Genomic DNA, 7137 nt, shown 5'->3' on the forward strand with positions numbered 1-7137 from the left:
TAAGGAAAAGAATTTTACTAGAATCAGGACTTGAGGTATGCAGGGCAGAGTTTTTCAGGCATTGGAAGCATTTTCCGGCATTTATAGCGGCTGGATTCTCTGGAATTTGTTTTTAGCCTTCATTCCTCTAGTTCTGAGTTTCTGGCTATTTCGTCGCAAAGCAGTGAAGAAGCGATCGCCTTTCTGGTGGGCACTGTTTATTGTATTTGTGGCATTCTTGCCCAACGCTCCCTACATGCTGACGGATATCATTCACCTGATCCGAGGCACCCGTGCAGGCTATGCCATCTGGCTCATTGCCCTCGTTTTTATTCCGATACACTTAATCGCAATTCTAGGCGGCTTTGAAGCCTACGTCATATCGCTCATTAATCAAGGCAATTACCTGAAGCGTCAGAGTGCAAGGCAATTTGTCCTCTGGTCTGAGTTGGCAGCTCATGCTTTATGTGCGATCGGCATTTATTTGGGCAGGTTCATCCGATTCAACAGCTGGGATTTGGTGACTGAACCAAGCGATGTGCTGACTACAACAGTGAACACCCTAACAAGCAGGCAGCCTTTACTGATCATAGGCATCACATTTGTCGGGCTAACAGTTCTTTATTGGGTGATGAAGCAAATCACGCTGGGGATATATCTGCGGATTCATTATGCCCAAATGGGAATTGATGTGCCAGATTAGGTGGTCTATTAGTTATAGCGCTACGCGCTCAGATCCAATGAGTTATTTTTTGAGAGCCGCGCGGAGCGCGGCTCTCAAAAAATAACTCGTCCTAACTCAATTACCTGATGTGGATGGGTAGATAAGGAATCCATCCACCCATCTACCCATCACCCGCCAACTATTATTTGCCTAATCACTAGCTCCAGATTAGCTAAAGTCAAATTTCGACCAGCTGCGGTGGCACTTCTTCGGTCTGCCAGCCGCTTTGGGCAAGCTGAGCGATCGCCCTATCCAGCATCACCACGCCCTGATCCAGCGTTTCTACCTGCGCCAGCTTGCCGCGCAGTTCAACTGCCCCTACAAACCCTTTGGCATACCAAGTCATATGCTTACGGGCTTGACGAATGCCCCGATCGCCTTTGTAAGCCCACAACATTTGCAAATGATCTTTGGCGCATTCCAACCGGGCGATCGGCGTAGGAGACTGACGCAGTTGTCCGGTTTTGAGGAAATGATCAACTTCTCCTACCAGAAAGGGATAGCCTAGAGTGCCACGCGAACACATGACTCCGTCAGCTCCAGTCATTTCTAGGCAGCGCACGGCAGCATCCACCGAAAAAATATCGCCGTTAGCAATCACAGGAATGGTGAGCGCTGCCTTGACGCGGGCAATCCATTCCCAGCGGGCTGAGCCGTTGTATCCCTGGGCGCGGGTGCGACCGTGTAAAGTCAGCATTTGCGCCCCGGCATCCTGCATCCGCTGAGCAAATTCGACGGCATTAATCTCCTGATCAGACCAACCAATGCGGGTCTTGACGGTGACGGGCACTTTGACGGCCTGCACGACCGATCGCACAATGGCTTCGGCAATCTCAGGCTGACGCAGCAGCGAAGAGCCGCCCCCGTTTTTGGTAATTTTGTTCACCGGACAGCCCATATTGATATCGACCGTATCGGCTCCTTCTGCAACCGCCCTCTGAGCCGCCTCCGCCAGAAAATCAGGGCGACAGTCAAAGAGCTGAATGCTGATGGGTCGCTCGTGGGGGTCAATTTCCATCAGCCTAGGCAACTGCTTAACGTAGTGCAGTCCGGTGGCATTCACCATCTCGGTATACATCATGGAGTCGGGCGCATAGCGTCGCACCAGCCGCCGGAACACCAGATCCGTCACACCCGACAGCGGCGATTGCAAAACGCGGCTATTCACCTCGACATTGCCGATCCTTAAGGGGGTAGAGAGTCGAGCCTGGAGGCTGGAGGAGAGAACGGGCGGGGAGGGGAGAGAAGGTAAGGACATGGAGCGATCGCGGATAGAGCCTAAATCTAAAAATGTATTAACTGAAAATGTATCAACTAAAACCTTAGCTTCACTGATCCTATCTAATCCCCTCTCGATCTGTGAAACATTCCAGAGATGGCAACTTAAGATGACAACCTGGAGCGAGCGATACAAAACTTGACTTTCTTGACGACTGCTCTCATTCTCGAATGGATACCAATTCGCTTTAAGATAAGCAAATTAAATCTTTCTGTTGCTTCTCATCCGCTACATCCGCCTAAGGAGGAATCATGATCAGTCGCCCTATTGTCCTTGGCATCGTTGGTGACAGCGCCGCTGGCAAAACCACATTAACGAAAGGAATTGCTCAAGTCTTGGGCGAAGAAAATGTGACCATTATTTGTACGGATGACTATCATCGGTACGATCGCCAGCAGCGAGTAGAAATGGGGATTTCCGCACTCCATCCAGACTGCAACTATCTCGATATCATTCAGCAGCACCTCAGCCTCCTGCGCAGCGGTCAATCGATTTTGAAGCCGATCTATAACCATACGTCTGGCAAGTTTGATCCACCAGAGTATATTAAACCTGGTAAGTTTGTCATCGTTGAAGGGCTGCTGGGCTACTCGACTCGCGGTATGCGAGACAGCTACGATGTGCGAGTTTACCTCGCGCCGCCGGAAGAATTGCGCTATGCCTGGAAAATTAAGCGCGATACCCGCAAGCGTGGCTACACCGAAGCCCAGGTGAGGGAGCAGCTCCGCAATCGAGAGTCTGACTCAGATGCCTACATTCGTCCTCAGCGCCAGTGGGCAGATTTAGTTGTCAGCTTTTATCCCGGAAAAAATGGCGACTCCCAAAACGATTTGCTGCTAAATGTCAAGCTCGTGCTACGTCCCACCATTCCCCACCCCGATCTTAGCGTCCTCACTCCTAGCATGGACAACAACGGAGCTGTGCGATTGGTGCTCGATCGCGATATGGGAAAACCTGTAGATGTCTTGGAAATTGACGGTCACGCTACTGCCGAACAGGTGCTAGCCGTAGAGCGAATGCTGTGCAACGAAGTCCCCTACTTGGGTCAGTTTTGCAGTCTGGAGGGCGACCCTAACATCGGCAAAATTGTGGGCACAACTGGGGAAACGCTGCAAAGCTATCCTCTGGCGCTGACGCAGTTATTTATTACCTACCATATGCTGAAGGCGGCAAATGTGCAGGTCTAGGTTTTAGATCTCAGCAGGATGCTACTGCGCCACCGTGACTGAAAACCGCAGCTCAAATGCCGAAAAGTCGCCTGACGTGACGGGTTGCCCTTTCAGCACCAGATCATAGGCTCCGGCACGGGGAAAGGTAAGGTTGGCGCTAGGCACACCCGATCGCCCCTCCACGGCTTTTGCCGTCAGGCTGGGCTGCTGAATCGGCGAGTCTCCCGGTCGGCGCGGCTGTGCATAGACTGCCAGCGAACAGTTGCAGTCGGAAAGGCGGACAGGCTGCCCGCCTCGCCGATTGAGGGCAAACCAGGCGAGGCTAGAGGTTCCAGCGATCGGATTGTCATTTGGCTCAATGTGCAGAGTGCCGCCGATATCTCCTGAAACCTTTACCTCATGGGCTGTACCCCGGAGAGGATTCAAGATCAGCAGGGGTGCAGTCAGCAGCAGCGCTCCTAGCAAAGCGCTATTTAACTTGTTCAATCCGCTGATCTTGTTCGACTTGTTGAGCGGGCTGAACTTGATAGGGCGAAACATAGAACTTCTCCAAAGAAAATAGTGACCAAACCCAACGACATCGAATTAGCAAAACGCCCAGCGCGATCGCTCCCAACCCCGCCGTCAAGACCTGGCTGCTGACGGCAATCTGCATTGCCCCCAGATAGTGAGAGCCAATCAGCATTGTATGACCCACCGCCAGACACAGAGCCGGGATGCTGAGTAAGTGCAGCGATCGCCAGATTTTCCCTAACCGCCGCTGAGCGCGATCAAAGCTGGTAATGGCAGCTGGAATCAGCAGAGTCAGAGAGGCAAGCCCCAGGGCGATCGCGAGTTGATGCTGGGGCAGCATGAAGAATACAGCATCCCAATTCCAGCCCCAACTATGTTCTGCCATGTGTACCATGTGTGCCACCGACAGAACAAATGCCCCTAAGCCCAGCGATCGCCGATAGCGCAGGGGAAATCCCCAAATGCGGCTGATCGGACGGGCAATCAGCGCCAGCAGCAGACAGATCAGCGCTGCATGTCCGGTGTAGTCCACCATAGTGTCGCCTGTGCGCCACAGCGTCAGGATGCCGATGGTGAGCGTGACCCAGCCGCCCATGCGAAAAAGCTGACTGCGGCGATCGGCGCTCACTCGCGAGGTAGACAAACCCACAACTAACATCATGGGCAATGTTCCTAGCCCAAACGCCAGCATTGTGGCAACGCCCTGGCTTAGGCTTGCCGTCTCTGCTGCCTTGATTTGCGCCGTGTACAAAAATCCGCAGGGAATCAGCCCCCACACTAGCCCTAGCAGTAGCGGAGTCCAAACTTGGGGCTTCAGCGACAGTCTGACCATAGCGCTACTCAATCGCTGATGCAGTTTGCCTGAAGCTAGCGGATGCAAAAACGGCAGGCGAGGCAGCATCCCCGGATTGATTTGAGACAGCCCAAACCCAATCAGCAGCAGACCTGTGAGTATTGCCATGCCTCGCCGCAGCAGACTGCCGACTCCTGCCATTTGTCCGCCAGAAACCAGCACTGAGCCGATCGCCCCGATCGCCGCTCCCACCAGCACATAGCTAAGGATACGCCCCAAATTTAGCAGTAGATGAAAGCGGAGCTGATGCCGCCATGCGATCGGACTTGCAGAAAACGGTAGGGCAGGAGAGGATAGCGAAAAAGCCGCTGTGATCGGGCCACACATCCCCGCACAGTGCCCAAAACTCCCCAGAAAACCCAGGCTTGCGATTAAGAATAGATCTAGCATATTCTCATTATCTGGGATTTGATCGTTTGAGATTTCATTATCTGAGAGGAGTTGCAGCCTCCACCATTACGCTTGCCTGAATGGGTTCTCCGTTGTGCATCAAAGACTCATGCCCGTTGGCGTTGAGCGCTACCGTAATCTCATGCTTTCCAGGTGACAAGCTGCTTAGATAGTACCAGTTGCCATAAAGGCGCGTGATTTTTTCACCATCCACATAGAGATGAGCATGACCCTCAGTGGGGACGCTAGCCTGGTTGACACGCTCTGGAGCAAACTTGAAATTTGTTACCTGCACTTCCAGATTCCAGCCTTGTTTTGCATCAGGATGGGCAATGAGTTTGACGGTGGGCAGCGGTGACAGGACTTCGATCATGTCATGGCTGTGCGCTCCTTCTGGCTGTGTTGCACCCGTAGGCATTTCACCATGAGGAGCCGAGTCATGCCCTTCATGGGCGATCGTAAAAGGATACACCTCATCAGCAAGCCTTGATTGAGGCTCGAAGGCGTGACTCGCCGAATAGAGACCAACCGCAAAACAGGTGCAGGTCGCAGTAGCTAAAAAGAAAAGCGTTTTCATGGGCAGTTGAACCAAATTTGATATTTTGAAGAGGTCTGAAACAGCAAGAGGTAGACAGCACGGGTTAGGCTGCTAAACTCAACCGATCGCCATTTCCACAGGCTGAATTTTTTGCAGCAGGTTCAAAGTTTGTTGGTAGGCTAGCAGCAAGCCTTGGTGGCAAAAGCAATCTGCCGCCTGTTGCAGATCAGCGATCGCCGCCTGCAATTCGCCCATCTCGTGACGGATCAGTCCGCGGCTAAGGTAGGCTTGCCCATTGCTAGGATCACGCTGCAAAGCTTGAGAGAAGTCGCTGAGGGCAGCTACAGAATTGCCCTGCTGATGGTAAGCACAGCCGCGATTGTAGTATGAGCGGAGGTCTGGGCTAAATTCAATCGCCTGACTGAAATCAGCGATCGCCTCCCGCTGATTTTCTAGGAACAGCTGCGCCAAGCCACGATCGGTATAGATTTCTGCTTGAGCAACGCGATTGAGAGGAGAAGCCTGACGCAAAGCCTCACCGTAGTCTACGATCGCCTCCCGATATGCCGATAGCTCGGTCTGCGCCAGACCCCGGTTATAGTAGGCGCGATAGTCGTGAGGCTTGATCTGTAGGAGCTGGCTAAAGTCGGCGATCGCTTCAACATATTGCTTGGCTCGATGGTTCGCTAACCCTCGGTTGAGATAGGTTTCTGTATCGCTAGGGTTGAGGCTCAGCGCTCGATCGCAGTCAGTGACGGCATCGATATAGTTGCCTAAATAAATCTGTGCTAGACAGCGATTGCTGTAGGCAGCAGCAAACTCAGCATTTTGCTCAAGGGCTTGACCGAAGTTTTCTACCGCCGACTCATAGCTTTCGGATTGAAACGCTTCTATGCCCTGGCGAAAGAAGCTTTTCGCAGAAAGCTCTTCAGCAGCCAGAGTATCTGCCCAACTTGGAGCCGTAAGTAAACTCATGCAAAAGCTCAGCGCGATCGTCACACTCAGAATTGAAATAAATTTCTGCAGCTTACATTTCATTAGCGCTTTCACTTAGATTGCTTTCACTTAGATTGCTTCCACCTAGACTTAGGTATAAATTTTTTGGAAAGGGGCGCTCCGCGCCCCTTTCCAAAAAATTTATACCTAAAACCATCAACGCCGAAACTGCAACAGCGCTATTTCCAATCTTTTTCCGATTGCTCCAACACATAGGCGGCAACCTCTGCAATTTGAACATCGCTCAGCCGACCCTTGAAGGCAGGCATAGCGTTTTTACCCCTCGTTACCTGCGTGGTAATCGCCTCGATCGAAGCCATCTCATACTTTTCCAACACATCTTTTTTCAGGGTTTTCTGGGAGTTAATGACGTTGCCGCCCCCCATATGACAGGCTGCACAATTGCTGCTAAAGACCTTGGCACCCTCAGCATCTGCCCAAGCTGACTGACTGCTAAAGAAGGTGATGACAACAATAAGAACGATCGCAAGTAGTTTTTTCATAAACAGCATAGATAGATTTCTCCTCTCAGCACTTGTTCCAGAGTGTCAAAGGAGAAGGGTACTGTCAAAAGACAGCTCGTCAAAGATTGCAGATTGTTACGCACCCTCATCAGCGTGAGTCATTAGCATGAGTCTATTAGTATAGCGCTACGAGAACGAGTTAGGACATTATTGTAGAGGTAGAGAAGCGTTC

8 protein-coding genes are annotated in these 7137 nt (G+C 51.8%); 2 read left to right on the top strand and 6 right to left on the bottom strand.

Features of this window, described 5'->3' with window-relative positions; translation table 11 throughout:
- The first annotated feature begins 37 nt into the window (after window positions 1-37).
- Window positions 38-682 (top strand): DUF1361 domain-containing protein, encoded by a 645-nt coding sequence (locus AC5JMP_RS17580; RefSeq protein WP_495852777.1) that lies wholly within the window; start codon window positions 38-40, stop codon window positions 680-682.
- A gap of 199 nt (window positions 683-881) precedes the next feature.
- Here AC5JMP_RS17580 and dusB read toward each other — a convergent pair whose 3' ends face one another.
- Complete coding sequence (gene dusB / locus AC5JMP_RS17585; RefSeq protein ID WP_495852778.1) at window positions 882-1961, bottom strand: tRNA dihydrouridine synthase DusB; 1080 nt, start codon at window positions 1959-1961, stop codon at window positions 882-884.
- 272 nt (window positions 1962-2233) lie between these two features.
- Here dusB and AC5JMP_RS17590 point away from each other — a divergent pair, with 272 nt between their 5' ends.
- Entirely contained in the window at window positions 2234-3169 is a 936-nt protein-coding gene (locus tag AC5JMP_RS17590; RefSeq protein ID WP_495852779.1) for a phosphoribulokinase, read from the top strand.
- A 21-nt stretch (window positions 3170-3190) separates the two neighbouring features.
- On the opposite strand, the gene AC5JMP_RS17595 is transcribed toward AC5JMP_RS17590, so the two are convergent.
- From AC5JMP_RS17595 to petJ, 5 genes are all read right to left on the bottom strand, one after another.
- On the bottom strand, window positions 3191-3637 hold the full coding sequence (locus tag AC5JMP_RS17595; RefSeq protein ID WP_495852780.1) for a hypothetical protein: 447 nt from the start codon (window positions 3635-3637) through the stop codon (window positions 3191-3193).
- Complete coding sequence (locus AC5JMP_RS17600; RefSeq protein ID WP_495852781.1) at window positions 3621-4907, bottom strand: urease accessory protein UreH domain-containing protein; 1287 nt, start codon at window positions 4905-4907, stop codon at window positions 3621-3623. The genes AC5JMP_RS17595 and AC5JMP_RS17600 overlap by 17 nt, the downstream gene beginning before the upstream one ends.
- A gap of 37 nt (window positions 4908-4944) precedes the next feature.
- Window positions 4945-5484 (bottom strand): hypothetical protein, encoded by a 540-nt coding sequence (locus AC5JMP_RS17605; protein WP_495852782.1) that lies wholly within the window; start codon window positions 5482-5484, stop codon window positions 4945-4947.
- Between the two features lie 78 nt (window positions 5485-5562).
- Window positions 5563-6483: a tetratricopeptide repeat protein gene (locus AC5JMP_RS17610; protein ID WP_495852783.1), complete on the bottom strand. Its 921-nt coding sequence runs from the start codon at window positions 6481-6483 to the stop codon at window positions 5563-5565.
- Between the two features lie 137 nt (window positions 6484-6620).
- Window positions 6621-6944, bottom strand: a complete 324-nt coding sequence (petJ, locus tag AC5JMP_RS17615; protein WP_495852784.1) for a cytochrome c6 PetJ — start codon at window positions 6942-6944, stop codon at window positions 6621-6623.
- Between the last annotated feature and the right edge of the window lie 193 nt (window positions 6945-7137).

The sequence above is a fragment of the Drouetiella sp. genome, assembly GCF_059504425.1.

Coding starts and splice junctions, on each gene's coding strand:
- AC5JMP_RS17580 (WP_495852777.1), top strand. CDS start 38: ATGCAGGGCAGAGTTTTTCAGGCATTGGAAGCATTTTCCGGCATTTAT.
- dusB (WP_495852778.1), bottom strand. CDS start 1,961: ATGTCCTTACCTTCTCTCCCCTCCCCGCCCGTTCTCTCCTCCAGCCTC.
- AC5JMP_RS17590 (WP_495852779.1), top strand. CDS start 2,234: ATGATCAGTCGCCCTATTGTCCTTGGCATCGTTGGTGACAGCGCCGCT.
- AC5JMP_RS17600 (WP_495852781.1), bottom strand. CDS start 4,907: ATGCTAGATCTATTCTTAATCGCAAGCCTGGGTTTTCTGGGGAGTTTT.
- AC5JMP_RS17605 (WP_495852782.1), bottom strand. CDS start 5,484: ATGAAAACGCTTTTCTTTTTAGCTACTGCGACCTGCACCTGTTTTGCG.
- AC5JMP_RS17610 (WP_495852783.1), bottom strand. CDS start 6,483: ATGAAATGTAAGCTGCAGAAATTTATTTCAATTCTGAGTGTGACGATC.
- petJ (WP_495852784.1), bottom strand. CDS start 6,944: ATGAAAAAACTACTTGCGATCGTTCTTATTGTTGTCATCACCTTCTTT.